We start from the raw sequence: 26,933 nt of genomic DNA, 5'->3' as shown, positions 1-26,933 counted from the left end.
GCGCAGATGGGGATATGGTGGAGTCCCGTGAAGCAGCCCGGGCACCACCAGTCCAAGCACGTGTTCGTCACCGGTGGGGTCGCCTCCTCGCTGGGCAAGGGCCTCACCGCCTCCAGCCTGGGTCGGTTGCTGCGCAGCCGCGGGCTGCGGGTGACGATGCAGAAGCTGGATCCGTACCTCAACGTCGATCCCGGCACGATGAACCCGTTCCAGCACGGCGAGGTCTTCGTCACCGACGACGGCGCCGAGACCGACCTCGACATCGGTCACTACGAGCGGTTCCTCGACACCGACCTCAACGCCATCGCCAACGTGACGACCGGCCAGGTGTACTCCAGCGTGATCGCCAAGGAGCGGCGTGGTGACTACCTGGGCGACACCGTGCAGGTGATCCCCCACATCACCAACGAGATCAAGGACCGCATCCTGGCGATGGGCGGCCCCGACATCGACGTCGTCATCACCGAGGTCGGCGGCACGGTGGGTGACATCGAGTCGCTGGCGTTCCTGGAGTCGGGGCGGCAGGTGCGCCACGAGATCGGCCGGGACAACTGCTTCTTCCTCCACGTCTCCCTCGTCCCCTACATCGGGCCGTCCGGGGAGCTGAAGACCAAGCCCACCCAGCACTCCGTCGCCGCGCTGCGCCAGGTCGGCATCCAGCCCGACGCCGTGGTGTGCCGCGCCGACCGCGAGCTGCCCGAGGGCATCAAGCGCAAGATCTCGCTGATGTGCGACGTCGACCAGGAGGCCGTGGTCACCGCCGCCGACGCGCCGTCGATCTACGACATCCCGAAGGTGCTGCACCGCGAGGGCCTGGACGCCTACGTCGTGCGACGCCTGGGCCTGCCGTTCCGCGACGTCGACTGGACGCTGTGGGACGACCTGCTGCGTCGGGTCCACCACCCGAAGGAGGAGGTCACCGTCGCGCTGGTCGGCAAGTACATCGACCTGCCCGACGCCTACCTCTCGGTGGCCGAGGCGCTGCGGGCCGGCGGGTTCGCCCACGAGGCCAAGGCCCACATCCGCTGGATCCCCTCCGACGACTGCGCCACCCCGGCCGGCGCCGCCAAGGCGCTGCAGGACGTCGACGCCGTCTGCGTGCCGGGCGGCTTCGGCGTGCGCGGCCTGGAGGGCAAGATCGGAGCGCTGACCTACGCCCGCACCCACGGCATCCCGACCCTGGGCCTGTGCCTCGGACTGCAGTGCATGGTCATCGAGTACGCACGGGAGGTCGTCGGGCTCCGCGGGGCCGACTCCACCGAGTTCGACCCCGCCACGGCCGAGCCGGTGATCGCCACGATCGCCGAGCAGGCGCAGTTCGTGGAGGGTGCCGGCGACCTCGGCGGCACGATGCGGCTGGGGCTCTACCCCGCTCGCCTCGCGCCCGAGTCGCTCGCGGCGCGCGTCTACGGTTCGACCGACATCGCCGAGCGCCACCGCCACCGCTACGAGGTCAACAACGCCTACCGCGACCGCCTGAGCGAGGCGGGGCTGGTGTTCTCCGGGCTCAACCCCGAGCACGACCTGGTCGAGTTCGTGGAGCTGCCCGCGGAGGTGCACCCGTACTACATCGCCACCCAGGCCCACCCCGAGCTGCGCTCGCGCCCCACCCGGCCGCACCCGCTGTTCGCCGGGCTCATCGGAGCCGCGATCGAGCGCCAGCGCGAGCTGCGGTTCCCGCTCGACGAGTCGACGCTGCGGCGCGAGCCGGTCGAGGACTGAACCCGAGGGGCCCGGTGCGGCCCGGTGTGGCCCGGTGCGGCCCGGTGCGACAGAGTGAGGCCATGAGCGAGCAGCCGGCCCCGCCCGTGCGCGACGTCGCGGCGGCGTGGCCGGTCCTCGTCAGCGAGGACCTGCACCGCGACGGCTGGGTCGTGGCGCTGCGCGCGGACGTCGTCGCCACGCCCGACGGCGCGCAGGCACGGCGGCTGGTGCTCGAGCACCCCGGCGCCGCCGCGGTGTTGGCGGTCGACGACGACGACCGGGTGCTGTGCCTGTGGCAGTACCGCCACCCCGCCGGGCACCGGTTCGTCGAGATCCCGGCAGGGCTGCTCGACGGCGACCCGGCCGAGGACCCCGAGCAGGTCGCACGCCGCGAGCTGCGCGAGGAGGCGCAGCTGGCCGCGCGGGAGTGGACCCACCTGGCCTCGCTGCGGCCCTCGCCGGGGATCACCGCGGAGGTCCAGCACCTCTACCTCGCCCGCGGGCTCACCCCCGTGGACCGCGGCGACTTCGTGCTCGCCCACGAGGAGGCCGACATGGTGGCCGCCTGGGTGCCCTTCCCCGATCTCGAGGCCGCGGTGCTCGCCGGCGACGTCACCGACGGTCCGGTGGTCGCCGCGGTGCTCCTGGCGCGGGCGCGCGGTCTGGTCGGCGGTCCCGTCGGAGGTGCGGAGTAGCCTGCGGAGGCGGCCACAAGCCGACACCCGGGCCGCGCTGCGGCCCCGCACCCCACCGCACCCCACCCACGGGAGAGGACCCATCGCGTGAAGATCAGCGTGCCCCGCGAAGTGAAGAACCACGAGTACCGGGTGGCGATCACGCCCATCGGCGTGCACGAGCTCGTCGCGCACGGCCACGAGGTGGCGGTCGAGACCGGAGCCGGCCTCGGCTCCTCGATCACCGACGACGACTACCGCGCCGCCGGCGCCACGATCCTGCCCGACGCCGACACCACCTGGGCCTGGGCCGAGCTCGTCCTCAAGGTCAAGGAGCCGGTCGAGCAGGAGTACCACCGCCTGCGGGAGGGGCTGACGCTGTTCACCTACCTCCACCTGGCCGCCGACCCCGCCCTCACCGGCGCGCTGCTGGAGCGCGGCGTCACCGCGCTGGCCTACGAGACCGTGCAGCTGCCCTCGGGCGCGCTGCCGCTGCTGTACCCGATGTCGGAGGTGGCCGGCTGCCTGGCCCCGCAGGTCGGTGCCCACGCCCTGCTGCGCGCCCAGGGCGGACGCGGCGTGCTGCTCGGCGGCGTCGGCGGCGTCGCCAACGCCAAGGTCGTGGTGCTCGGGGCCGGGGTGGCGGGCCAGAACGCCGCCAACATCGCCCTCGGCATGGGTGCCGACGTCACCCTCCTCGACACCGATCTCGACAAGCTGCGGATGTCGTTCTGGCGGTACAACAACCGCGTGCACGGCCTGGCGTCCTCCCGGCTGACGATCGAGCAGCAGGTGCTCGAGGCCGACCTGGTGATCGGCGCGGTCCTCATCGCCGGCGCCGCCGCGCCGAAGCTGGTGAGCAACGACCTCGTGAGCCGGATGAAGCCCGGGTCGGTGCTGGTGGACATCGCGGTCGACCAGGGCGGCTGTTTCGAGGACACCCGGCCCACCACCCACGACGACCCCACGTTCGCGGTGCACGGCTCGACGTTCTACTGCGTGGCCAACATGCCCGGCGCCGTGCCGCACACCTCCACCTACGCCCTCACCAACGCCACGCTGCCCTACGTCGTGGCGGTGGCCGACCACGGCTGGGCCGCGGCGTGCGCGCGCGACGCCGCCCTGGCCGCGGGCCTGAACACCCACGCCGGTCTGCTCACCAACGCCCCGGTGGGCGAGGCGGTGGGCCGCCCGAGCACCCCGGTCGCCGACGTCCTCGCCGGTGTGACGGGCCGGGGCTGACGCGGATGGCGGACGGGGACGGGATCGGGCGCGCCGTGCGCACCTACCTCGACCACCTCACGGTCGAGAAGGGCCTGGCGGCGAACACGCTCCTGTCCTACCGGCGCGACCTGCGTCGCTACCGCACCTACCTCGCGGGCGCGGGGATCACCGACCTCGCCGCGATCGACGAGGCCACCGTGACCGCTTTCCTGGTGCACCTGCGCGAGGGGGATGCCGACCATCCGCCGCTGAGCGCCACCTCCGCGGCCCGCACGGTCGTGGCGGTGCGGGGGTTCCACCGGTTCGCCGTCGCCGACGGGCTGTGCCCGGTGGACCCCGCGGCCGCGGTGCGGCCGCCGGCGCCGGCCAAGCGGCTGCCCAAGGCGCTGCCCCTGGCCGACGTCGAGGCCCTGCTGGAGGCCGCGGGGGCCGACGACACCCCGTTGGCGCTGCGCGACCGCGCGCTGCTGGAGCTGCTCTACGGCACCGGCGCCCGGATCTCGGAGGCGGTCGGTCTCGACGTCGACGACCTCGACCCCGCGGACGAGACCGTGCTGCTGCGCGGCAAGGGCGGCAAGGAGCGGCTCGTGCCGGTGGGCCGGTTCGCCCGCGAGGCGCTGGACGCCTACCTCGTGCGGGGCCGCCCGGCCCTGGCGGCCGCACGGGGCGGCCAGCCGGCGCTGTTCCTCAACTCCCGCGGCGGCCGGCTCTCGCGCCAGTCCGCGTGGGCGATCCTGGTGCGCACCGCCGAGCGCGCCGGGGTCACCCGCGAGGTCTCGCCGCACACCCTGCGCCACTCCTTCGCCACCCACCTGCTCGACGGGGGCGCCGACGTGCGGGTCGTGCAGGAGCTGCTGGGCCACGCCTCGGTCACCACCACCCAGGTCTACACCCTGGTCACGGTCGAGAGCCTGCGCGAGGTCTTCGCCACCGCCCACCCCCGGGCGCTGGCATGACGAGCACCACCGACGCGGTCTTCGACGCGATCCTCGCCGACGCCGCCGCCCGCGGGGTCGAGCTCTACCCGCACCAGGAGGAGGCGGTGCTGGAGCTGCTGGCGGGCAGCAACGTCGTGCTCGCCACCCCCACCGGGTCGGGCAAGTCGCTGGTGGCGCTCGCGGCGCACCGCGCGGCCCTGGCCGGCGACCGGGTGTCGTTCTACACCGCACCGATCAAGGCGCTGGTGAGTGAGAAGTTCTTCGAGCTGTGCGCGGTCTTCGGGGCCGACCAGGTGGGCCTGCTCACCGGCGACGCCGCGGTCAACGCCGACGCCCCGATCATCGCCTGCACCGCCGAGGTGCTGGCCAACATCGCGCTGCGCGAGGGCAGCGACGGCGACGTCGGGCTGGTGGTGATGGACGAGTTCCACTACTACGGCGAGCCCGACCGCGGGTGGGCGTGGCAGGTGCCGCTGCTGGCGCTGCCGCAGGCCCAGTTCCTGCTGATGTCGGCCACCCTGGGCGACGTCACCGCCCTCGCCGAGGACCTCACCCGGCGCAACGACCGGCCCACCGCGGTGGTCGACCGCGCCGAGCGGCCGGTGCCGCTCACCTTCACCTGGTCGCTGACCCCGCTGGAGGAGACCCTCGCCGAGCTGGTCTCCACCCACCAGGCGCCGGTCTACGTCGTGCACTTCACCCAGAAGGACGCCGTCGAGCACGCGCGGTCGCTGCTGGGGCCGGCGGGGTCGTCGCTGCAGCTGCGCGGCAGCGACGCGCTGCGCGAGCGGCTCGCCGGGGTGCGCTTCGGCGCCGGGTTCGGTGCGGTCCTCGGGCCGCTGCTGCGCCGGGGCATCGGGGTGCACCACGCCGGGATGCTGCCGCGCTACCGCCGGCTGGTGGAGCAGCTGGCCCAGGCCGGGTTGCTCACCGTGATCTGCGGCACCGACACCCTCGGGGTGGGCATCAACGTGCCCATCCGCACCGTGCTGTTCACGGGCCTGGCCAAGTTCGACGGCCAGCGCCAGCGCATCCTGCGCACGCGCGAGTTCCTGCAGATCGCCGGGCGCGCCGGCCGTGCGGGCTTCGACACCGCCGGCTACGTCGTCGTGCAGGCCCCCGAGCACACCATCGACAACGAGCGGGCCAAGGCCAAGGCCGAGGCGAAGAACGCCGCCAACCCCAAGAAGCGCAGCAAGGCCCAGCTGCGCAAGCCGCCGGAGGGCTCGGTCGTGTGGACCGAGCAGACCTTCGACCGGCTGGTGGCCGGGGCACCCGAGCCGCTGGTCTCGCGGATGAAGGTCGACAACGCGATGCTGGTCAACGTCCTCTCCCGCGAGCAGGACGCGTTCGAGGTGATGCGCGGCCTGCTGATGGACAACCACGAGCCGCGTCGTCAGCAGCTGCGCCTCGCGCGTCGCGCCCTGCGCCTGACCCGGGCCCTGGTCGAGTCCGGCACGGTCGTGCGGCTGCCCGAGCCCGACCGCTGGGGACGCCGCTACGTGCTGCACGACGACGTGCCCGACGACTTCGCCCTCAACCAACCGCTCTCGCTGTTCGCGATCGCCGCCCTCGACGCTCTGGACCCCGACGCGCCGGACCACGCCCTCGACGTCGTGTCGGTGATCGAGGCGACGCTGGAGGCGCCGCGGCAGATCCTGATGGCCCAGCAGTTCGCCGCCCGCGGCGACGCCGTGGCCGAGATGAAGGCCGACGGTCTGGACTACGAGGAACGGATGGCGCTGCTGGAGGAGATCACGTGGCCGCAGCCGCTGGCCGAGCTCCTCGAGGGCCTCTACGCCGTCTACCGCGAGACCCATCCCTGGCTGCGCGAGGACGCGCTGGACCCCAAGTCGATCGTGCGGGAGATGTACGGCTCGGGCATGTCGTTCACCGACTTCGTGCGCCGCTACCAGCTCGCGCGCTCGGAGGGTCTGGTGCTGCGCTACCTCACCGACGCCTACCGCGCCCTGCGCCAGACCGTGCCCGAGCAGCACCGCGGCCCCGAGCTCGAGGACCTCCAGGAGTGGTTGGGCGAGACGATCCGCCAGACCGACTCCTCGCTGCTCGACGAGTGGGAGGCCCTGCAGGACCCTGCCGCCGTGCCCCGCACGGGCGGGGCCGAGCCGGTCTCGGCCCGACCGCTGTCCCGCCAGGAGCGTGCCTTCACCGTGATGGTGCGCAACGCCGTGTGGCACCGGGTGGCGCTCATGGCCCGCGACGACGTCGACGCCCTGGCTCGGGTGGAGGCCGAGGCGGCCGCCACGACCGCCGCCCTGGACGAGGACGGTCGGGCCCGGGCGGTCGTGATGACCCGGGCCGCGTGGGACGCCGCGCTGGAGGCGTACTACGCCCGGCACGACGCGATCGGCACCGGTGCCGACGCCCGCGGGCCCGCGTTCTGGCACGTCGAGACCGCCACCGGCGCCCCGGCCGGGGCGGAGGAGGACGTCGTCGCGCGGCTGTGGCGGGTCACCCAGACCCTCGCCGACCCGGCCGGCGACCGCGACTGGGTGCTGGAGGTCGTCGTCGACCTCGACGCCACCGACACCCTGGGCGAGGTCGTGCTGGCGACCACGGCGGTGCGCTGCCTCACCGACTGAGCAGCGGCGCGTCGGGCTGCGTCGCCGGGTCCGTCAGGGCAGGGGGCACACGCCGTCGGGGCACCCGGCCAGCAGTGCGGCGCCGCCGCTGAGCGACCCCAGCTGCTTGCGCCCGGAGTAGCCGTCGGCCCCGTCGCCGTCGTCGAACCACAGCATCACGTAGGCGGGGTCGACGCCCGAGGCCACCGCGCTGCGGGCGATGAGCGCGGGGTCCCAGGTGCCGTCGCGGCTGCCGTGGGGGCCGGCCTCGGTCACGGCGGTGCGCGGGACCCGGTCGGCCAGCTCGCGCAGGCCGGTGAGGTCGAGCCGGCCGCGGGAGGGGACGCCGCCGGCGACGGACTCGTAGCTGTCCACGCCCACCACGTCCACGCGGTCGGGGAGCAGGCCCAGCGGGGCGACGATGTGGTCGCCGGTGTCGGCGTTGGCCGACCAGCCCCACACGATGTTGTGCACCCCCGCGTCCCAGGCCCGCTGCTGCAGCGCGGCGTAGAGGGCGCGGTAGGCGGCCGGATCGGCCTGGGCCCACCAGAACCAGTCGCCGTTGGCCTCGTGCAGGGGCCGGAACAGGACGGCGGCGGGGGCGTGGCGGCCGCCGTCGCCGGTCTGGAGGCGCTCGAGCAGGTCGAGCAGCCGGTCGTAGTCGGCCCAGAACCGTCGTGCGGGGGCGCCGCGGCCGCTCACCAGCGCCGTCACGTCACGCCAGCTGCGGTCGTCGCTGGCACCGCCGGTGGCGGGGTTGTCGGCGTGCCAGCTGGCGGTGAGCACGACGCCCCTCCCGGCCAGGTCGAGCAGGGCGTCCAGGGGCGGCCGGGGGAATCCGAACGTCTGGCCGAGGGCGAGCTCGCGCAGGTCGAAGCCCACCAGGGCGGGGCCACGGGGTGCCAGCTGCTGCAGCGGCCGGCGGTAGGCGGCGGAGGAGAGGTTGAGCTGCTGGCCCAGGCCGTAGCGGCCGGTCGCGGCCCACTCGTCGAGCGTGGCGGCGAGGCAGCGGGCCTCCGGAGTGGCGGCGGGGTCGACGAGGGGTACGGCCGGGGCACACGTGGGCGTCGGTGCCGGGTCCGGCGTGGGATCCGACGTGGGGTCCGACGTCGGGGTCGGTATCGGGTCGGGCGCGGGCGTGGCGGACGGCATCGCCGGGGTCTCCGGTGTCGGGGCGGGGGAGGTGCCGCCCGGGTCGCGGGCGGTGATGTCCGGACCGGGGCCCTCGGCGAGGCCGAAGGTCTGCGGCGGGACGAGGGCCACCACGCCCACGACGACCAGGGTCAGGCCCAGCAGACGCCACCGTGACGGCGTGGCGGTGGGCCCGGACGACATGCGTCCATCCTCTCAGCCGGGACCCGCGCGTCCGGTGTCCGGACCCGGTGAGGAACCTCCAGAATCTCCACAGGTTCGTCCCGGATCCGTCCACAGGGCCGCGTGACCTGTGGAGAGAAGCCGGAGTCCGTCCACAGGCTGTCCACAGATCTGCGAGGTTCGGACGGATTCCTGGGGATCAGGGCCCCCGGGGTACCCGCCGGCCCCGGGCCGTCCTAGGCTCGCGTGCGAGACCTGTCCGAGTCGCCGTGTCGACAAATCAGTCCCACTCCGGGCTGGTTGACCGGTGAGGCGGGCGGGACGACGTCGGGGACGATCTGCCGGGCGAGAGCCGACCGGTGCGCGGGCGACCGCGGTCGAGGAAGCCCCCGGGCGAAGGAGCGCGACGATGAGCGAGGCGGTCAGCGGCACCGAGGCCCCCCTGATCCCCCCGCGTGCCGCGATGCCGAGCGCGGACGGCACGCCGGGCGAGCCCACGCTCCCCTTCGACCAGGACGGCGGTGCGGGAGCGGGCGTCGGGGGCGGCAAGCTCGGTCCCACGGGTCGGCCGGTGCCCCGGTTCCCCGATCCGCGGCCGCTGACGAGCCACGGCCCGGCGCGGGTCATCTCGATGTGCAACCAGAAGGGCGGGGTGGGCAAGACCACCACGACGATCAACCTCGGCGCGGCGCTCGCGGAGTTCGGCCGCCGGGTGCTGCTGGTGGACTTCGACCCCCAGGGCTCGCTCTCGGTCGGGCTCGGGCTGAACCCGCACGACATGGAGCTGACGGTCTACAACCTGCTGATGCAGTCCGACGTCGCCCTCGACGAGGTCGTGGTGCCCAGCGGGGTGCCGGGCATGGACCTGCTGCCCTCGAACATCGACCTCTCCGCGGCCGAGGTGCAGCTGGTGCACGAGGTGGCGCGCGAGCAGACCCTGCAGCGCGTCCTCGCCCCGGCCCTCGAGCGCTACGACGTGATCCTCATCGACTGCCAGCCCTCGCTCGGCCTGCTCACCGTCAACGCCCTCACGGCCTCCGACGGCGTGATCGTGCCGCTGGAGTGCGAGTACTTCGCGCTGCGCGGCGTGGCCCTGCTCAAGACCACCATCGACAAGGTGCGCGAGCGGCTCAACCCGCGCCTGGAGATCGACGGCGTGCTCGGCACGATGTACGACGGGCGCACGCTGCACAGCCGCGAGGTCATGGAGCGGCTGGTGCAGGCCTGGGGCGAGAAGGTGTTCCACACCGTCATCCGCCGCACCGTGAAGTTCTCCGACTCCACCGTGGCCGGGGAGCCCATCACGACCTACGCCTCCAGCTCCTCCGGTGCCGAGGCCTACCGGGAGCTGGCCAAGGAGGTGGCGCTGCGGTGCCTCGACGGGTGAGCCTGCCGGCGGCCGACGACCTCTTCCGGCCCACCGCGCCCGCCGCGCCGCCGGGGGAGACCCCCGCCGGGACCGGTGAGCCCGCGGTCCGGGCCGTCCCCGAGGCGGCACCCGAGGCAGCTTCCGAGGCAGCGGCGGAGGCGGCCGTCGAGGCCGGCTCCGAGGCCCCGTCGGGCTCCCGCGGTGCCCGGGGCCGTGGCCGTGCGGCCGGTGCCTCCGGTCGGGTGCGGCACGACGAGAAGATGACCGTCTACGTCACCAGCCAGGAGCTGCTCGACCTCGAGCGCACCCGGCTGGAGCTGCGGGCCCAGCACGGCCTCGGGCTGGACCGCGGCCGGCTGGTGCGCGAGGCCCTGGACCTCGTGCTGGCCGACTACGCCGAGCGCGGGGCCGACTCGCTCCTCGTGCGGCGGCTGCTGGCCGAGTGACGACGAGCGGCCCGAGCGACCCCCGATGAGTGCCCGATGAGTGCCCGATGAGTGCCCTGAGCGCCCCTCCCGGTCCGGCGACCTCCGACCCGAGCGACCCGAGCGGCCCGAGCGAGCCCGTGTCGGAGCAGCCGGGTGAGTTCGCGCTGCGGTTGGACAACTTCGAGGGTCCCTTCGACCTGCTGCTGAGCCTGATCGCGAAGCACAAGCTGGACATCACCGAGGTCGCCCTGTCACGGGTGACCGACGAGTTCATCGCCCACATCAAGGCCGGCGGCCGGGTGTGGGACCTGGAGCAGACGACGTCCTTCCTGCTGGTCGCCGCCACCCTGCTGGACCTCAAGGCGGCCCGACTGCTGCCCCAGGCCGACGTGGAGGACGAGGAGGACCTCGCGCTGCTGGAGGCGCGCGACCTGCTGTTCGCCCGGTTGCTGCAGTACCGCGCCTACAAGCAGATCGCGGCGGTGCTGGAGCAGCGGCTGCAGGCGGAGTCGCTGCGCTTCCCGCGGGCGGTCGGGCTGGAGGAGCGGTACTCCGGGCTGCTGCCCGAGGTGCTGATCGGCATCGGCCTGGACGCCTTCGCCGCGCTCGCCGCCAAGGCGATGACCCCCAAGCCCGAGCTGCAGCTCACCCTGCACCACATCCACGCCCCGCGGGTCTCGGTGCGCGAGCAGGCCGTGCTCGTGGTGGAGCGGCTGCGCACCAGCGGCACCCTCACCTTCCGCGCGCTGTGCGGCGACGCCGCCGACACCCTCACCCGGGTGGCCCGGTTCCTGGCGCTGCTGGAGCTGTTCCGCGAGAGCGCCGTCGCCTTCGAGCAGGCCCAGGCGCTGGGCGAGCTCACGGTCCGCTGGACCGGTGACGACGACGCCGACGCCGCCGGCCTCGACATCGACGAGTTCGACGGCGCGCCGCCGCTGCCCCAGCCCGACGAGCCCGACCGGCCCGACGAGTCCCAGGAGTCCCCCGCATGAGCACCGTCCCGCCCCTGGAGAACCCGGAGACCCCGGAGACCCTGGTCGAGCTGCCCGCCCTGGTGCCGGCGCAGGCCCTGCGTCCGGCCCTGGAGGCGGTGTTGATGGTGGCCGACGAGCCGCTGGACGCCGCCACCCTGGCCAGCGCGGTCGGGCACCCCGAGGCGGCGGTGGGCCAGGCGCTGGCCGGTCTCGCCGCCGAGTACGACGAGCAGGGCCGCGGCTTCGAGCTGCGGCACGTGGCGGGAGGGTGGCGCTACTACACGCGCGAGGCGTTCGCGCCGGTCGTGGAGGCCTTCGTGCTCGACGGCCAGCAGGCCCGGCTCACCCAGGCCGCGCTGGAGACCCTGGCCGTGGTGGCCTACCAGCAGCCCGTCTCGCGCGCCCGGGTGTCGGCGGTGCGCGGGGTGAACGTCGACGGCGTCATGCGCACCCTGGTCACCCGTGGCCTGGTGGAGGAGGCCGGCCGCGACGGCGAGCACGGTGCCACGCTGTACCGCACGACCACCTACTTCCTGGAGCGCATCGGCATCACCGGCCTGGAGGAGCTGCCCGAGCTGGCGCCCTACCTTCCCGAGATGGACGACCTCGAGGAGGAGCTGGCCGAGATGGCGCGCCCCGTGCCCGCCGCCGCGTCCGGGACCGAGGACGCCGGCACGGCGGGGGAGGAGCAGGCGTGAGGGAGATCGCCACCGACGACGACGGCCTGGTGCGGCTGCAGAAGCTGCTCGCCCAGTCCGGGGTCGCCTCGCGGCGCCGGTGCGAGGAGCTGATGCTCGACGGCGAGGTTGAGGTGGACGGCGAGGTCGTCACCCGGCTCGGCACCAAGGTCGACCCCCGCACGGCGGTGATCCGCGTCTCCGGCAAGCGGCTGCCCCCCGTGAGCGACTTCGTGTACCTGGTGCTGCACAAGCCCCGTGGGGTGGTCTCCACGATGTCCGACCCCGAGGGCCGCCCCACCCTGGCCGAGATCGTGGCGCACCGTCCCGAGCGGCTCTTCCACGTCGGACGGCTCGACACCGACACCAGCGGGCTGCTGCTGCTGACCAACGACGGCGACTTCGCCCACCGGATGGCCCACCCCTCCTTCGAGGTCGACAAGACCTACGTCGCGCAGGTGCAGGGCCGGGTCACCGCGGCCACCCGCCGTCGGCTGCTGGCCGGCGTCACCCTCGACGACGGACCCGTGCAGCCCTCCGCGGTGCGGCTCGTGGACGCCGCCGACCAGCGCTCGATCGTGGAGGTGGTGCTCCACGAGGGCCGCAACCGGATCGTGCGGCGGCTGCTGGACCACGTCGGTCACCCCGTGCAGCGCCTGACCCGCACCCGCTTCGGACCGGTCCTGCTGTCCTCGCTGCCGCCCGGGGAGCTGCGCGAGCTCACCACCGCCGAGCTCGGCGGACTGCTCGACGCCGCGGGCGGCTGACCCCGCCGACCCGCGCCCACCCGGGGCGACGGCGGCGTCGTCGGCGCCCTAGAGTGACGCCCGTGGCCGTACGTGCGATCCGTGGAGCGACCCAGCTGGAGTCCGACGAGCGCGAGCACATGCTCGAGCGCGTCTCGGAGATGGTGCTCGATGCGATGGGGGCCAACGGGCTGACCCTGGACGACTTCATCTCGGTGATCTTCACCGCGACCTCCGACCTGCACAGCGAGTTCCCCGCCTACGCCGCGCGCCAGCTCGGCTTCACCGACATCCCGCTGATCTGCGCCCGGGAGCTGGAGATCGCCGGCTCGATGCCGCGGGTGGTGCGGATGATGGCGCACGTCGAGACCGACCTCGCCCGGGCCGACATCACCCACGTCTACCTCCACGGCGCCGCCGCGCTGCGCTCGGACCTCGCCAAGGTCCGCTCGGTGCCCGACGCCTGATCGCCGGACCGGTAGGCTCGCCGCCCGTGAGTGAGCCTGACGCCGTCCCGGAGCCCGCCCCCGCACCCCCGGCCGCCCCGAGCGTGGTGGTGGCGGTGGACGGCACCTCCGGCAGCGGGAAGTCCAGCACCTGTCGCGGCGTGGCCCAGCGGCTCGGGCTGCGCTACCTCGACACCGGCGCGCAGTTCCGCGCGGTCACGTGGTGGATGCTCGAGCACGGCATCGACGTGCACGACGCCGCCGCGGTCGCCGCCCACGCCGACCGGCCCGTGATCGTCTCGGGCACCGACCCAGGCTCGCCGACCATCACCGTCGACGACGTCGACGTCGCGGGCCCGATCCGCGGCGACGCCGTGACCGCCGCGGTCTCGCCGGTCAGCACGGTGCCGCAGGTGCGGGCCCGGCTGCTGGAGCTGCAGCGCGCGATCATCGGCACGGGCGGCATCGTGGTGGAGGGGCGCGACATCGGCTCGGTCGTGTGGCCCCACGCGCAGGTGAAGGTGTACCTCACCGCCGACCCCGCCGCCCGTGCCGCGCGCCGCGCGGCCGAGGTGGGGGCGGCCGACCTCGGCGCCACCGAGGCCTCGCTGCGCGAGCGCGACCGGATCGACTCCGGGCGTGCCACCGCCCCGCTGCGGCGTCCCGACGGCGCCGTCGAGCTCGACACCACCCACCTGTCCCTGGACCAGGCCATCGAGCAGGTCGTGGGCTGGGTGCGCGACGCCCGCGCGCTGATGTGAGCGGGCAGGAGCGGCGCGGTCGCGCGGTGAGCGGCGCCGACCACACGGCGGCCCCGCGCACCGACCGCCTGCGGCCGGCCCCGCGCTGGTACCTGCGCACCAACCGCTGGTGGGCGCGGTTCCTCATGCGTCGCCGCTTCGCGGTGGTGCTGCACGACGTCGCCCACGTGCCGGCCACCGGGCCGGTGATCTACGCCGCCAACCACATCGGCGTCGTCGACGGTCCGCTGCTGGCGATCTTCTCCCCACGACCGGCCCACGCGCTCACCAAGCGCGAGATGTTCCGCGGTCCGCTCGGGGCGTTCCTGTGGCTCAGCGGCCAGATCCCGCTGGATCGCGAGCGCGTGGACGTGCGCGCCGTGCGGCTCGCGGTGCGGGCCCTGCGCGACGGCCAGGTGGTGGGGATCTTCCCCGAGGGCACCCGTGGGGACGGCCTCGTGAGCCACGCCCACTACGGCGCCGCCTACCTCGCACTGGTCACCGGGGCCCCCGTCGTGCCGGTGGCGATCCTGGGCTCGCGCGAGCCCGGGGCGTCGGGCGGGTCGCTTCCCGCTTCGGGCGGGACGGTGCACATGGTCTACGGTGAGACGTTGCAGTTCGCGCCGCAGCCGTGGCCGCGCACCCGCGTCGACGTCGCGGCGGCCGGCGAGCGGCTCCGCGCGCACCTCGCCGCCCACGTGGTGCACGCGCAGCGCCTCACCGGCGTCGCGCTGCCCGGACCGCTGCCGGCCCCGGCCGGCCCGGCTGCCCCGCCGTCCTGAACCCTCCCGCAGTCTGCCCCGCAAGGAAGTGCCATGAACGACGACCAGCCCCGCGGTCCGCTGCCGGTCCTGGCGGTGGTCGGGCGCCCCAACGTGGGCAAGTCGACCCTCGTGAACCGCATCATCGGACGCCGTGAGGCGGTCGTGGAGGACGTCCCCGGCGTCACCCGCGACCGGGTGCCCTACGACGCCGACTGGAACGGGCGCGCCTTCACCGTCGTCGACACCGGCGGCTGGGACCCCGACGCCCGCGGCCTGGCGCAGCGGATCGCCGCCCAGGCCGAGATCGCCGTCGGGCTGGCCGACGCGGTGCTGTTCGTCGTCGACGCGACCGTGGGCATCACCGACGCCGACGAGGAGGTCGTGAAGATCCTGCGGCGCTCCGGCAAGCCGGTCGTGCTGGCGGCGAACAAGGTCGACGACCACCGCACCGAGGCCGAGGCCTACGGCCTGTGGAACCTCGGCCTCGGCGAGCCGTTCCCCGTCTCCGCGCTGCACGGGCGCGGCTCGGGCGACATGCTCGACGCCGTGCTCGCCGCGCTGCCCGAGACCCCCGAGCTCGGGGAGGCCGAGGTCGGCGGACCGCGCCGGATCGCGATCGTCGGCAAGCCCAACGTCGGCAAGTCCTCGCTGCTCAACCAGCTGGCCGGGGAGGACCGCGTCGTCGTCGACAACGTCGCCGGCACGACCGTCGACCCGGTCGACGAGCTGGTCGAGCTGGGCGGCCAGGTCTGGCGGTTCATCGACACCGCCGGCATCCGCAAGCGGGTCAAGGAGGCCTCCGGGCACGAGTACTACGCCTCGCTGCGCACCACCACCGCCATCGACCGCGCCGAGGTCGCGGTGCTGGTGCTCGACGGCGGCCAGTCGATCTCCGAGCAGGACGTGCGCATCCTGCAGACGGTGCGCGACGCCGGCCGGGCGCTGGTGATCGCGTTCAACAAGTGGGACCTCGTGGACGAGGAGCGCCGCTACTACCTCGAGCGCGAGATCGAGCGCGACCTGGTGCAGGTGCAGTGGGCGCCGCGGATCAACATCACCGCCCGCACCGGCTGGCACATCGACCGCCTCGTGCCCGCCCTCGAGCGGGCGCTGGAGGGCTGGGAGACCCGCGTCTCGACCGGGGCGCTCAACGCCTTCCTGGGCCGGCTCGTGGCCGAGCACCCGCACCCCGTGCGCGGTGGCAAGCAGCCCAAGATCATGTTCGGCACCCAGGCCGGCACCGCGCCGCCGACGTTCGTGCTCTTCACCTCGGGCAAGCTCGACGCCGGCTACGAGCGCTACATCGAGCGGCGCCTGCGCGAGGAGTTCGGGTTCGTCGGCACCCCGATCGTGCTGCAGCAGCGGGTGCGCGAGAAGCGCAAGCGCACCCGCTGACGTTCGTGGTCCGCTGGCCCACCTGATCCGTTCGGGCGGGTCGGGGCTGGCTGTTCGGCCGGTGCGGGGCGCGACACCCGCTCCCTAGCCTGAGGTGATGGAGCAGCGGCCGCCCTGGTTCGTCACCGCGACGATCGCGATGATCGTGGGCGGGATGCTCGCCATCCCCGCCGTGGCGGTGGCGGTGCCGATGACCGGCGCCGGTCGCCCCGACGTCGCCTGGGCGCGGGGCGTCCTGCGGGTCACCGGGGCCGCGGGGGAGGCGTCCCCGGCGGTGCCGGCGACGGCGCCCTCGGGCGTGGCGAGGGCCGTGCGCGCAGGTGCCCCCACGACCGGCGTGCCGGTCGGCGGCTGCGCGGTGCTGCCCGCCGACGACTGGTGGCACGCCGACGTGAGCGCGCTGCCGGTGCACGCCCGCAGCGCGGCCTGGCTGGCGCGGATGTCGCCCGGGGCGATGCTCCACCCCGACTTCGGTCGCAAGCCCGGGCCGGGGGCCGACTACGGGATCCCGATCACCGTCGTGGACGCCGACCACCCGCGGGTGCCGGTGCGCTTCGGCTACGCCGAGGAGAGCGACCGGGTGCGCTACCCGCTGGGCGCCGACACCCGCATCGAGGGGGGCCGGGGGAGCGACGGCGACCGGCACGCCCTGGTGGTGCAGCGCGGCTCCTGCCGGCTCTACGAGACCTATGCGACCCGGCCGCTGACCGGTCCGGGGCGGCGCTGGAGCGCCGGCTCGGGCGCGGTGTTCGACCTGCGCGGCTCCGCGCTGCGGCCCGACGGCTGGACCTCCGCCGACGCCGCCGGCCTGCCGATCCTGCCCGGCCTGCTGCGCTGGCAGGAGGTGCGGCGCGACCGGATCGACCACGCGATCCGGTTCACCACCGACGTCACCGGCCGGTGGCACCTGTGGCCGGCCCGGCACGACGCCGGCTCCCAGGACCCGCCGCTGTTCCCGCCGATGGGGGCGCGGTTCCGGCTGCGGGCCGACTGGCGGCCCCCCGCCGACCTGTCCCCGCCGGCGCTGCGGGTGGTGGCGGCGATGCGCACCTACGGTCTGGTGCTCGCCGACAACGGATCGCCGTGGTTCTTCCAGGGCGAGGAGAGCGCGCGCTGGCCGAACCGTCTCATCGCCGACCTCAAGCGCATCCCCGCCGCGGCGTTCGAGGCCGTGGACACCTCCGGGCTGCAGGTCGACCCCGACTCGGGACAGGTCGCCGTCCGCGACCCGGCGTGAGGGGACGGCCGGTCACGGCCGCTCAGGGCAGGTCGTGGAGGCTGTGGAGGTGGCGGACGAACCCGGGGTTGGTGAGCGCCCAGGGGCCGCGGGCCGCCCGCACGGCGGCGATCGCCGCGGCGGTGTCGTGGCCGAGCCGTCGTAGGGCGAGGGCGGTGACCAGGCCGGAGCGGTTGAGGCCGCCGGAGCAGCGCACGAGCACCCGTCGCCGGTCCGTCACGGCCGCGGCGACCTCGCCGGCCAGCTCGTCCAGACGGGCGGCGAGCGGCGCGTCCACCCCGGCGTCGGCCATGCGCAGCACCCGGTGCGGCACGCCGTCCGCCGGGCCGTAGCCGGGCCGGGTGGCGAGGCTGACGACGAGGTCGAACTCGGTGCCGACCACGCAGGCGGTGGCGGAGACCGGGCGCACGTCGTGGCCGCCCTGGAAGAGCCCGGGCACGACCTCGTTCCACGGGTCGCGGCACAGCGGGAGGGTCGTGGCGCGACCCGTGCCGTGACAGGCGGTGCACCCGGGCCGCACCTCGGGGTCGTCGTAGCAGACGTGGCAGAGCACCCACGGAGCCTAGTCCCGCGGGGGTCGGGCCCCGTCTGGAGCCCGGTGTGAAGGCCGGTGTGGATCCCGCCTTGACCTGTTCGAACACGTGTTCGATCATGGACGGGTGGACACCGCCCTCATCGACCAGCTGCGCCAGCGCATCGCGTCGATGGAGTCCGCTCCGGCCCGGCTGCCGCTGCCCACCCACCCGGCGCTCGCCCCGGTGGTGCAGCTGCGCGCAGGAGGATCCTACGGCGTCGACTCCGCCTCCCTCGGGCTGGCGCTGCTCGCCGAGGCCTCCCGGCAGGGGGAGTGGGTCGCCGTCGCCGGCTGGCCCGACCTCGGCATGGAGGCCGCCGCCGCGCTGGGCCTCGACCTCGCCCGCACGGTGTGGGTGCCCGACCCGGGGGAGCACTGGCTGGAGGTCACCGCCGCCCTCGTCGACGCGGTGCGGCTGGTGCTGCTGCGCCCCGATCCCGGGCTCGACGCGAGCCGGCTGGCCCGGCCCGCCGCGCAGCTCGAGGCGCGGCTGCGCAAGCGCTCGGCGGCGCTGGTGGTGTGGGGGGAGTGGCCGCGCTGCGAGGCGCGGATCAGCATCGCGCGGCGGCGCTGGCAGGGCCTGGGGCAGGGGCACGGGGTGCTGCACGACCGTCGGCTGCGGATCGAGGTCGTCCGCGGTGCCGCTCCGGCGGTGACCCACGACGTCGTGTGGGGGCCGCAGGACCTGCGGATCGCCGACCCCGTCCGCGTGCAGCGGCCGTGGCTGCAGGAGGCCGCCGGATGAGGGTGCTGGTGGCGTGGTGCCCCGACTGGGCGGTGGTGGCAGGGCTGGCCGAGCAGGGGCTGCCCGGACTGCGGCCCGGCGCGGTGCTGAAGGCCGGTCGGGTCGAGGTGTGCAACGAGCCGGCGCGCGAGGACGGCGTGCGCCGGGGCATGCGCCGCCGCGACGCGCAGTCGCGCTGCCCCGAGCTGGCCCTGCTGGAGGACAACCCCGCCCGCGACGCCCGTGCGTTCGAACCGGTCGTCACCACCATCGAGCAGTCCCGACCGGGGGTGGCCGCGCTGCGGCCGGGCCTGGTGGCGGTGCGGGCGCCGGCGGGCTGGTTCGGCAGCGAGCAGTCGGCGGCCGCGGTCATCACCGAGGAGCTGGTCGACCTCGTCTGGGACGTGCGCATGGGCGTGGCCGACGACCTCTTCACCGCCGAGCAGGCCGCGCGCCGGGCCACCACCCAGGAGCACGTCGTGGTGCCGCCGGGGGGCTCGGCGCGCTTCCTGGCCGGGCTGCCGGTCACGGTGCTGGAGGCCGACGGCCCGGCCGGCCGGGAGGCGGCGAGCCTGCTCGCCCGCCTGGGGCTGCGCACGCTCGGCGATCTCGCCGGCCTGCGCGCCGACGACGTCGTGGCCCGCTTCGGCGAGTACGGCCTCGGGGTCTGGCGCCGTGCCCGGGGCGAGGGCGGCGCGGTCTTCGCGGCCCGGCAGGCCCCGCCGGAGCTGGCCTGCGAGATCGCCTTCGAGCCGCCCCTGGAGGACGCCGAGGCGGTCTGCTTCAGCGTGCGCACCACCGCCGAGCGCTTCCTGGCCGGGCTGGCGGCCCAGCAGCTGGTCGCCACCGGGGTGCGGGTCGAGGCCGAGAGCGAGGGGCGCGTCGTCTCCTCCCGGCCCTGGCTGCACCCGCGCCACTTCTCCGCCCGCGATCTCATCGACCGGGTGCACTGGCAGCTGCAGGCCGGCCCCGCGCTGCGCAGTCGTCGGGAGGCGGGCACGATCACCGCCCCGATCGAGCGGGTGCGGTTCCTGCCCGAGAGCGTCGAACCGGCCGCCGCCCACGCCGAGGCGTTGTGGGGCGGGGGCAGTGAGGAGTTCGTGGAGCGCGGGGTCGCCCGGGTGCAGGCGATGGTCGGCTTCGACGCCGTCCGGCAGCCGGCGGTGCAGGGAGGCCGCACGCCCGCCGCCCGGCAGGCCAGCGCCCCCTGGGGGGAGCGGGTGGTCCCCACCCGTCCCCGCGACCGGCCCTGGCCCGGTGCGATCCCCGGCCCGGCGCCGGTCGTGGTCTACGCCGAGCCCCGGCCGATCGAGGTCACCGACGCCCAGGGGCACCCGGTCCCGGTCCTGGGACAGGGCCCCGACAGCCCGCCGGCGCGGATGCGGATCCCAGGGGAGCCCTGGCAGCCCGTCGCCGCCTGGGCCGGCCCCTGGCCCCTCGACGAGGGCTGGTGGGAGCCCGACGCCCCCGGCCTGCGGGTGCGCTACCAGGTGGTCGGGGTCGACGGACGGGCCTGGCTGCTGGTCGGCGACCCCCGCGGCTGGTGGCTCGAGGCCGCCTACGACTGAGTCGCTTCGACGGCGGTGACGTTCGTGCTGGTCGAGGAGGCGCCCGGGCGCCGTCACGAGACGTGGTGGCTCGGGTGCGGGCGTCTCGTGCCGCTCGCTTCGCTCGCTCCTCGACGCCCGTGGGTGGCGCGTTCGTCGAGGAGGCGCCCCGGCGCCGTCACGAGACGCGGTGCGACGACCGACGGCCCGCACCACCGCCCAGCACCGCAGCAACCAGGAAGAACGACAGGGGAGTGCGATGGGGTTCGAGAACCCGGAGATGCCGTGGCAGGAGCTGGAGCGCCGACTCTCGGGGCGCGGCTCCACCCCCGATCCCCACGCCGAGGAGATCGTGCGCGACGCACCGATCTCGCGGCGCAAGCGGCGCACCGGCCCGGTGGCCGAGCCCGACGACGCCGCCGCCCAGCAGGAGGTGGCCGCGGCGCGCTCCCGGGCGGTGCCGTACGCGGAGCTGCACTGCCACAGCAACTACAGCTTCCTCGACGGTGCCAGTGACCCCGCCGCCCTCGTGTCGCAGGCCGTGGGGCTGGGCCTGCACGGCCTCGCCCTCACCGACCACGACGGCTTCTACGGCGCACCGGCGATGGCCGAGGCCGCCCGCGGCTCGGGCCTGGCCACGGTCTACGGCGCCGAGCTGTCGCTGGGGCTCAGCGCCCCGGGCGCCGGGGTGCCCGACCCCGATGGCACCCACCTGCTGGTCCTGGCGCGCGGGGTGGAGGGCTACCACCGGTTGGCGGGGGCCATCACCGAGGCACAGCTGCGCGGCGACGAGAAGGGCCGGCCCGTCTACGACCTCGACGAGCTCACCGAGCGGGGCCGGGGCCACTGGCTGATCCTCACCGGCTGCCGCAAGGGGGCGGTGCCGCAGGCGCTCACCCGGCACGGCGACGCCGCGGCGGCGGCCGCCCTGCGGGGGCTGGTCGACCGCTTCGGCGCCGACCACGTCGTCGTCGAGCTCACCGCCCACGGCCTGCCGGGGGAGGACCTCCACCTCGACCGGCTGGCGGCGCTGGCCGCGGCCCACGGCCTGCCGACCGTCGCCACCGGCAACGTGCACCACGCCGGCGCCGACCACGCCCGACTGGCCGCCGCGATGGCCGCGGTGCGCGCCCGACGCAGCCTGGCCGACATGGACGGCTGGCTGCCACCGTTGGGACGACCGCTGCGCAGCGGCGCGGAGATGGCCCGGCGCTTCGCCCGCTGGCCGGGGGCGGTCGCCCGCAGCGTGAGCCTGGCCGACGAGGTCGCCTTCGACCTGCGGGGGGCGACGCCGCGCCTGCCGCAGCGCGGCATCCCGGCCGGCCACACCGCCGGCAGCTGGCTGCGCCACCTCACCTGGGAGGGCTTCGAGCGCACCTACCGCGGGGCGCCGCACGAGCAGGAGGCGCGGGCGCGGATCGAGGCCGAGCTCGACATCATCTGCCGCAAGGACTTCGCGGGGTACTTCGTGATCGTCCACGACATCGTGGCCCAGGCCCGTCGTCTCGACATCCTGTGTCAGGGCCGGGGCTCGGCGGCCAGCTCGGCGGTCTGCTACGCGCTGGGGATCACCGCGATCGACGCCGTCTGGTACCGGCTGCCCTTCGAACGCTTCATCTCCGAACACCGCGACGAGGAGCCCGACATCGACGTCGACTTCGACTCCGACCGCCGCGAGGAGGTCATCCAGTGGGTCTATGAGACCTACGGCCGGCGCAACGCCGCCCAGGTGGCCAACGTCATCACCTACCGGCCGCGGTCGGCGGTGCGCGACGCCGCCAAGGCGCTCGGTCACTCCCCGGGCCAGCAGGACGCCTGGAGCAAGAACATCGACGGGTGGGGCCGCGACCTCGCGGCCGATCCCGCGGCGGCGCAGCTGCCCGCCCCGGTGCTCGCGCTGGCCGAGCAGTTCCTCGGCGCGCCCCGCCACCTGGGCATCCACTCCGGCGGGATGGTGCTCACCGAGCGCCCCATCGGGGAGGTGTGTCCCATCGAGCGGGCCCGGATGGACCGACGCACCGTGCTGCAGTGGGACAAGGACGGCTGCGAGACGATGGGCCTGGTCAAGTTCGACCTGCTCGGGCTGGGCATGCTCGGCGCCCTGGACCACATGATGCGGCTGACCCGGCAGCACCTGGGGGAGTCGTGGACGCTGGCGACGATGCCCAAGGAGGAGCCGGCGGTCTACGACATGCTGTGCCGCGCCGACTCCATCGGGGTGTTCCAGGTCGAGAGCCGCGCCCAGATCGGCACCCTGCCGCGGCTGCGGCCGCGGGAGTTCTACGACCTCGCCATCGAGATCGCCCTGATCCGCCCCGGCCCCATCCAGGGCGGCGCGGTGCACCCCTACGTGCGGCGGGCCACCGGGCAGGAGCCGATCACCTACGACCACCCCGACCTGATCCCGGTGCTCGAGCGCACCCGCGGCATCCCGCTGTTCCAGGAGCAGGTGATGGCGATGGCGGTGGCGCTGGGCGACTGTTCCCGTGACGACGCCGACCTGCTGCGCCGGGCGATGGGCTCCAAGCGGGGGGTGGAGCGCATCGAGAGCGTGAAGGAGAAGCTCTACGCCGGCATGGCCCGTCGGGGGTTGGTGGGGGCCCAGGCGGACGCGATCTACGTCAAGATCCTCTCCTTCGCCAACTTCGGTTTCGCCGAGTCGCACTCACTCAGCTTCGCGCTGCTGGTCTACGCCAGCTCCTGGTTCAAGCTGCACTACCCGGCGGCGTTCCTGGCCGGGCTGCTGCGCAACCAGCCGATGGGCTTCTACTCCCCGCAGTCGCTGGTGGGCGACGCCCGACGGCACGGCGTGGAGGTGCGACGCCCGTGCCTGCAGCGCTCGCAGGCCCAGGCCGACCTCGAGCCGGTGGACGACGCGCTCCCGTCCGGCACGCCGGTGGCGGCCACGGGGCTGCCGGAGTGCCGGCGCTCCCACTTCACCCCCACCCCCTGGGACCCCGCGAGCCCCGACCCGACCCCGATCCATCGCCGCGACGGCGCGCTCACGGTGCGCCTGGGGCTGGACTCGGTGCGCGGCATCGGGGCCGAGGTGGCGGCGCGGATCGTGGCGGCACGCGAGGAGGCGCCGTTCCGCGACGTCCCCGACCTGGCGCGGCGCACCGGCCTCACCCCGCCGCAACTGGAGGCGCTGGCCACGGCCGGGGCGCTGGCGGGCTTCGGACTGGACCGGCGGCAGGCGCTGTGGGCCGCGGGCTTCGCGGAGTCGCCCGACCACCTGCCGGGCACCACCCCGGCGCCGGCGCCGCCGCTGCTGCCCGCGATGTCGGAGCCCGAGCTCACCCTGGCCGACCTCTGGGCCACCCGGATCAGCCCCGACAGCCACCCGGTGGATCATCTGCGCGAGGAACTGCGCCGGGCCGGGATCCGCTCGATCGCCGGCCTGGCCGAGGTCGAGGACCGCCGCCGGGTCCGGGTCGCGGGCCTCATCACCCACCGACAGCGCCCGGGCACCGCCGGGGGCGTCACGTTCCTCAACCTCGAGGACGAGACCGGGATGCTCAACGTCGTCTGCTCGGTGGGCGTGATGAGCACCTGGAAGGCCGCCCGGCAGCGCGTCGCCGTGGTGGTCCGCGGGATCCTGGAGCGGCAGGAGGGCGCGGTGAACCTGGTGGCCGACCGCGTCGACAGCCTCGACGACGTCATCGCCGGCGCCGGCACCGCCCTGCAGGTGCGCCAGTCCTCCCGCGACTACCGGTGACCCGATTCCGCGCCCGCCGAGCACCTGCGGTAGTGTCTGCCACGCCTTCGACGCACACGTGCGCGAGGGGTTCGGGCTGTAGCGCAGCTTGGTAGCGCACTTGACTGGGGGTCAAGGGGTCGCAGGTTCAAATCCTGTCAGCCCGACCGGACGACACCGCCTCCGACCTGCGAGAACACAGGTCGGAGGCGGTGCTGCTTCCCGGGCGGACCGGGTCCGTCGGCGGCAGCCCGGCAGCGCCGTCCTCAGCCCGCGTGAACGGCGACGCCGGTGACGCCGGTGACGACCTCGTGCAGCCACGCATCGAGGCGGGCCAGCTGGTCGGGGTGGGCGAACAGCGGCTCGCGGCCCGGCGGCGGTAGGAAGCCGACGGCGTCCATCACCAGCCAGTGGGCATCGAGCGGCTCCTCGCTCAGCCGGGCGTAGGCGGTGAGGAAGGCCCGCGCCGGCGTGGGGCCGAGGTGCACGGCCAGCGTCGTCGCGGCATGGGCGGCGTCGAGCCACGCCGGACCGGTGGAGGCCTCGACCCAGTCCACGACCCCGCTGATCGTCCCGGTGGTCGGGTCACCGTTCCAGAGCAGGTTGCGGTGGGAGAAGTCCCGGTGCAGGAAGTGCGGCTCGTAGGCCGGTGCGGGCGCGTCGAGAAGCGCGAAGGCGCGCTCCCACGACGCGGGCACCCGGGTCCATGGTGGGACGACCCGCTTGGCCGGCCACGCCCAGGACTGGAAGGTGCGGTACGGCTCGTCGGGGGTGACGGCGTGGATCCGCGCCAGCAGGTCGGCCATGGCGGCCAACTGCACCTCCCCGATCGCAGCGGTGGCAGCGAGGGGATCGCCCGGGCGCCGGGACATCAGGTGCAGCGCGACGCCGGCGACCTCGCCCTCGGCATCCACGGCGATGCTGCGCGGGGCCGGGACGTCCGGTGCCGCGAGGAGCGTGCGCTGCGCGGCCCGCTCCCGCAGGGTGAGGTCGCGCCCGTGGCGTCGCCACGGCTCCTCGGTCATCATCCGCAGCACGCTGCGGCGTCCGGTCGCGTCGGTGAGGCCGAGGATGGTGGAGGTGACCCCGCCGGTGAAGGCGTGCGCCTCGATGACCCGGGCCGCGAGCTGGTGCTCGAGCCAGGCCCGGATCGCGGCGTCCACCCCGACACCCTAGGCAGACTGGCTCAGCCGCCGACGTGGCACTGCGGGCGCAGCGACTCCTCGGGCTCGGCGCGCCGCAGGATCTCGCGGGTGACGGCGGGCACGTCGCCCTCGCCGAGGAACAGGAAGCGCAGGGCGTTCTCGAGCGGACCCCGCTCGCTCCACTCGAAGTAGATGTGGGGCGGCATGTCGTCGATGTCGCGCACGGCGAGCAGGATCGCGGCCAGCACGTTGGCGGTGGACGGCCCGCTGGCGCGCAGCACGCGGTGGGGGCCGATGCGCCGGGCGGTCACCAGGATCCGGGCGTTGAAGTCGGAGGCGTCGTCCACGTCCACCTCGACGAAGAGCGCGGCCTCGGCGGCGTCGAGGTGGTTGTCCATGCGCACGTCGAGACTCTTGGCGTCGTACTCGGCGTCGTCGCCGGCCTGCTTCTTGTTCGCGATCAACCGCACGGGCGCGTCGACCACCAGCACCTCGCCCAGCATCATCGTGGCCGCCTCGTCGAACACGACCCGCTGGATGCGCAGCTCGGTGGAGCGCGCCGCCCGGGAGACCAGCGAGATCGCCACGGTGGCGGCGATGAAGAGCCCGGCGACGACCAGGCCGCCGGGGTGGTCGACGACGGTGACGGCGGAGGTGTAGACGAACACCGCGGTGACCAGTCCGAAGAACACCGCCCGGCCCGTCTCGCCACGACGACGGCAGGAGAGGGTCACGGCCACCGCCGCGGAGGTCATCAGCGCCAGCACGCCGGTGGCGTAGGCACCGGCCTGGGCCTCGACGTCGGCGTCGAAGAGCACGGTCACCAGCAGCGCCACCGCGCCGAAGACCAGCACGAGCGGGCGGGTGGCCTTCGCCCACGCGGGCGCCATGCCGTAGCGCGGGAGGTAGCGCGGCACGATGTTGAGCAGGCCGGCCATCGCCGAGGCGCCGGCGAACCACAGGATGCCGATCGTGGCGGCGTCGTAGAGGGTGCCGAACCCGTCGCCGAGCATGTTGTGGGCCAGGTAGGCCAGCGCCCGCCCGTTCGCGTCGCCGCCGGCCTCGAACGCCGCAGGCGGGATGAGCCAGGTCGTCACGAGTGAGGACCCCACGAGCATCACGCTCATCAGCAGCGCGGCGGTGGTGAGCAGCCGCTTGGCGTTGCGGATCCGGCCCACGGGCGCCTGCGGGGTGTCGGTCTCGTCGCCCTCGACCAGCGGCATGACGACGACGCCGGTCTCGAAGCCGGACAGCCCCAGCGCCAGCGCGGGGAAGACCAGCAGCGCGGCGCCGATCATGCCGAGCACGGTGGCGTGCTCCATCGACAGGGCGTCGGTCCACGAGCCGACCACCGAGGTGTCGCGCAGGACCCGCTGGAAGCCCACGAGAACGACCACGAGCGAGAGCCCGATGTAGCAGGCCACGAGCACCACCGCGACACCGATCGCCTCGCTGAAGCCGCGCAGGAAGACCACCGCGAGGGCACTGATCAGGGCGATCGTGACGATCACGGCCCGCCCCTCCAGCGCGTCGTGCAGGAACGGGTTCTCGATCAGGTGCGCCGAGGCGTCGGCCGCGGACAGCGTGATGGTGATGATGAAGCCGGTGGCGACGAAGCCCAGCAGGCTCAGCACCAGCGCCTTGGAGGGCCAGTACGACAGCAGACGCTCCAGCATCGACAGCGACCCGTCGCCGTGGGGCGACTCCTCCGCCACCCGGCGGTACATCGGCAGTGCCCCGAACAGCGTGACCAGGACGAGCACGAGCGTCGCGATCGGGGCCAGCGCCCCGGCCGCCAGCGCGGCGATGCCGGGTTGGTAGCCCAGGGTCGAGAAGTAGTCGACGCCGGTGAGGCACATCACCCGCCACCACGGCTTGGTCTCGTGGTGGGTGGCCTCGGTGTCGGGCTCGTAGAACCCCCGCGGCTCCGGGGTCTGGCCGTCCAGCAGCCAACGCCCGAGGCGGGAGGTCCGGACGGCCGGCGGAGACGTCGTCATGCGATGCCGTTCTGGGTGGGGTCGATGGTGCGTCCAG

22 protein-coding genes and 1 tRNA gene are annotated in these 26,933 nt (G+C 74.6%); 19 read left to right on the top strand and 4 right to left on the bottom strand.

Going from position 1 to position 26,933, the window contains the following annotated elements; all coding sequences use genetic code 11:
* Positions 1-27 precede the first annotated feature (27 nt).
* The 5 genes from ACERUJ_RS01225 to ACERUJ_RS01205 all read left to right on the top strand — a co-directional run bounded on the left by ACERUJ_RS01225 (position 28) and on the right by ACERUJ_RS01205 (position 7,143).
* Complete coding sequence (locus ACERUJ_RS01225; protein ID WP_370246609.1) at positions 28-1,722, top strand: CTP synthase; 1,695 nt, start codon at positions 28-30, stop codon at positions 1,720-1,722.
* Positions 1,723-1,784: 62 nt separating this feature from the next.
* Positions 1,785-2,399 (top strand): NUDIX domain-containing protein, encoded by a 615-nt coding sequence (locus ACERUJ_RS01220; RefSeq protein WP_370246608.1) that lies wholly within the window; start codon positions 1,785-1,787, stop codon positions 2,397-2,399.
* Between the two features lie 87 nt (positions 2,400-2,486).
* Complete coding sequence (gene ald / locus ACERUJ_RS01215; RefSeq protein ID WP_370246607.1) at positions 2,487-3,620, top strand: alanine dehydrogenase; 1,134 nt, start codon at positions 2,487-2,489, stop codon at positions 3,618-3,620.
* Positions 3,621-3,625: 5 nt separating this feature from the next.
* A complete protein-coding gene (gene xerD / locus ACERUJ_RS01210) occupies positions 3,626-4,558 on the top strand; it encodes a site-specific tyrosine recombinase XerD (RefSeq protein ID WP_370246606.1) in 933 nt (310 codons plus the stop codon).
* On the top strand, positions 4,555-7,143 hold the full coding sequence (locus ACERUJ_RS01205; RefSeq protein WP_370246605.1) for a DEAD/DEAH box helicase: 2,589 nt from the start codon (positions 4,555-4,557) through the stop codon (positions 7,141-7,143). The genes xerD and ACERUJ_RS01205 overlap by 4 nt, the downstream gene beginning before the upstream one ends.
* A 33-nt stretch (positions 7,144-7,176) precedes the next feature.
* Here the strand turns inward: ACERUJ_RS01205 and ACERUJ_RS01200 are convergent, their stop codons facing one another.
* Positions 7,177-8,457, bottom strand: a complete 1,281-nt coding sequence (locus ACERUJ_RS01200) for a glycosyl hydrolase (protein WP_370246604.1) — start codon at positions 8,455-8,457, stop codon at positions 7,177-7,179.
* A 442-nt stretch (positions 8,458-8,899) separates the two neighbouring features.
* Here ACERUJ_RS01200 and ACERUJ_RS01195 point away from each other — a divergent pair, with 442 nt between their 5' ends.
* The 10 genes from ACERUJ_RS01195 to ACERUJ_RS01150 all read left to right on the top strand — a co-directional run bounded on the left by ACERUJ_RS01195 (position 8,900) and on the right by ACERUJ_RS01150 (position 17,212).
* Positions 8,900-9,823 carry a ParA family protein gene (locus ACERUJ_RS01195; RefSeq protein ID WP_370246619.1) on the top strand — a complete coding sequence of 308 codons (924 nt, stop codon included), beginning with the start codon at positions 8,900-8,902 and terminating at the stop codon, positions 9,821-9,823.
* Positions 9,808-10,251, top strand: coding sequence for a hypothetical protein (locus ACERUJ_RS01190; protein WP_370246603.1), 444 nt, complete (start codon positions 9,808-9,810; stop codon positions 10,249-10,251). Before ACERUJ_RS01195 ends, ACERUJ_RS01190 begins: the two co-directional genes overlap by 16 nt.
* 47 nt (positions 10,252-10,298) lie before the next feature.
* Positions 10,299-11,225: a ScpA family protein gene (locus ACERUJ_RS01185; RefSeq protein WP_370246602.1), complete on the top strand. Its 927-nt coding sequence runs from the start codon at positions 10,299-10,301 to the stop codon at positions 11,223-11,225.
* Positions 11,222-11,905: an SMC-Scp complex subunit ScpB gene (gene scpB / locus ACERUJ_RS01180; RefSeq protein ID WP_370246601.1), complete on the top strand. Its 684-nt coding sequence runs from the start codon at positions 11,222-11,224 to the stop codon at positions 11,903-11,905. Before ACERUJ_RS01185 ends, scpB begins: the two co-directional genes overlap by 4 nt.
* Positions 11,902-12,651, top strand: a complete 750-nt coding sequence (locus tag ACERUJ_RS01175) for a pseudouridine synthase (RefSeq protein WP_370246600.1) — start codon at positions 11,902-11,904, stop codon at positions 12,649-12,651. The genes scpB and ACERUJ_RS01175 overlap by 4 nt, the downstream gene beginning before the upstream one ends.
* Positions 12,652-12,713: 62 nt before the next feature.
* Complete coding sequence (aroH, locus tag ACERUJ_RS01170) at positions 12,714-13,097, top strand: chorismate mutase (RefSeq protein WP_370246599.1); 384 nt, start codon at positions 12,714-12,716, stop codon at positions 13,095-13,097.
* Positions 13,098-13,123: 26 nt separating this feature from the next.
* The gene (cmk, locus tag ACERUJ_RS01165) at positions 13,124-13,837 is read left to right on the top strand and encodes a (d)CMP kinase (RefSeq protein ID WP_370246598.1); all 714 of its coding nucleotides are present in this window, start codon (positions 13,124-13,126) and stop codon (positions 13,835-13,837) included.
* A gap of 26 nt (positions 13,838-13,863) precedes the next feature.
* Complete coding sequence (locus ACERUJ_RS01160) at positions 13,864-14,598, top strand: lysophospholipid acyltransferase family protein (protein ID WP_370246597.1); 735 nt, start codon at positions 13,864-13,866, stop codon at positions 14,596-14,598.
* A 33-nt stretch (positions 14,599-14,631) separates the two neighbouring features.
* Entirely contained in the window at positions 14,632-15,975 is a 1,344-nt protein-coding gene (gene der, locus ACERUJ_RS01155) for a ribosome biogenesis GTPase Der (protein WP_370246596.1), read from the top strand.
* 97 nt (positions 15,976-16,072) lie between these two features.
* Positions 16,073-17,212: a hypothetical protein gene (locus ACERUJ_RS01150; RefSeq protein ID WP_370246595.1), complete on the top strand. Its 1,140-nt coding sequence runs from the start codon at positions 16,073-16,075 to the stop codon at positions 17,210-17,212.
* Positions 17,213-17,234: 22 nt separating this feature from the next.
* Here the strand turns inward: ACERUJ_RS01150 and ACERUJ_RS01145 are convergent, their stop codons facing one another.
* A complete protein-coding gene (locus ACERUJ_RS01145; RefSeq protein ID WP_370246594.1) occupies positions 17,235-17,765 on the bottom strand; it encodes a hypothetical protein in 531 nt (176 codons plus the stop codon).
* A gap of 106 nt (positions 17,766-17,871) precedes the next feature.
* Here ACERUJ_RS01145 and ACERUJ_RS01140 point away from each other — a divergent pair, with 106 nt between their 5' ends.
* From ACERUJ_RS01140 to ACERUJ_RS01125, 4 genes are all read left to right on the top strand, one after another.
* The gene (locus ACERUJ_RS01140; RefSeq protein ID WP_370246593.1) at positions 17,872-18,531 is read left to right on the top strand and encodes a hypothetical protein; all 660 of its coding nucleotides are present in this window, start codon (positions 17,872-17,874) and stop codon (positions 18,529-18,531) included.
* Positions 18,528-20,078 carry a DNA polymerase Y family protein gene (locus ACERUJ_RS01135; protein ID WP_370246592.1) on the top strand — a complete coding sequence of 517 codons (1,551 nt, stop codon included), beginning with the start codon at positions 18,528-18,530 and terminating at the stop codon, positions 20,076-20,078. The genes ACERUJ_RS01140 and ACERUJ_RS01135 overlap by 4 nt, the downstream gene beginning before the upstream one ends.
* A 238-nt stretch (positions 20,079-20,316) precedes the next feature.
* On the top strand, positions 20,317-23,775 hold the full coding sequence (locus ACERUJ_RS01130; protein ID WP_370246618.1) for an error-prone DNA polymerase: 3,459 nt from the start codon (positions 20,317-20,319) through the stop codon (positions 23,773-23,775).
* Between the two features lie 72 nt (positions 23,776-23,847).
* A tRNA-Pro gene (locus tag ACERUJ_RS01125) sits at positions 23,848-23,921 on the top strand.
* 99 nt (positions 23,922-24,020) lie between these two features.
* Here the strand turns inward: ACERUJ_RS01125 and ACERUJ_RS01120 are convergent.
* Together ACERUJ_RS01120 and ACERUJ_RS01115 are read right to left on the bottom strand one after the other, a co-directional pair.
* Positions 24,021-24,917, bottom strand: a complete 897-nt coding sequence (locus ACERUJ_RS01120; RefSeq protein ID WP_370246591.1) for a phosphotransferase family protein — start codon at positions 24,915-24,917, stop codon at positions 24,021-24,023.
* A 23-nt stretch (positions 24,918-24,940) separates the two neighbouring features.
* Complete coding sequence (locus tag ACERUJ_RS01115; RefSeq protein WP_370246590.1) at positions 24,941-26,896, bottom strand: amino acid transporter; 1,956 nt, start codon at positions 26,894-26,896, stop codon at positions 24,941-24,943.
* Positions 26,897-26,933 lie beyond the last annotated feature (37 nt).

Source organism: Nocardioides sp. (genome assembly GCF_964228225.1).
In the GTDB taxonomy this organism is placed as follows: Bacteria; Actinomycetota; Actinomycetes; order Propionibacteriales; family Nocardioidaceae; genus Nocardioides.
This window is presented reverse-complemented; position numbering and strand designations above follow the sequence as displayed.